Source organism: Pseudomonas sp. AC463 (assembly GCF_979253585.1).
The window spans coordinates 1-493 of the sequence record NZ_CEEDDZ010000097.1; the positions used below are offsets into that span (position 1 = coordinate 1).

Annotated in this window: 1 protein-coding gene; it reads right to left on the reverse strand. The window is 67.1% G+C overall.

Features of this window, described 5'->3' with window-relative positions; genetic code table 11:
• Positions 1-493: ATP-binding protein (locus AC0IYH_RS29260; RefSeq protein WP_471837520.1), on the reverse strand; the 493-nt coding region annotated here is incomplete at both ends.

A 493-nucleotide genomic window follows, 5' to 3' on the forward strand; every position in this document is an offset into this window, starting at 1 on the left:
GCACTGTCGCCCGAATGGACGCCAGCCTCCTCGATATGCTGCAACACGCCGGCGACCACGACATCGTCACCGTCGCAGATCGCGTCGACATCCACCTCGATCGCGTCGCGCAGATACTGGTCGATCAAAACCGGTGCGTCACCAGACACTTGCACGGCGGTCTGGATGTAATCGTCGAGCTGCGCCGGGCCCTCGACGATCTCCATCGCCCGCCCGCCCAGCACGAAGCTGGGCCGCATCAGCACCGGATAGCCCACTCGCGCGGCGACATTGATCGCCTCATCGCGGCTGCGCGCGATGCCGTTCGACGGCTGCAACAGCTTCAACCGGTTGACCAGGGCCGCGAACTGCTCGCGGTCCTCTGCCAGATCGATCGCCGCCGGCGAGGTGCCGAGGATCGGGATACCTGCCGCCTCGAGCGCCCGCGCGAGGTTCAGCGGCGTCTGCCCCCCGAACTGCACGATCACGCCGACGAGCTCGCCGCGCGATTTCT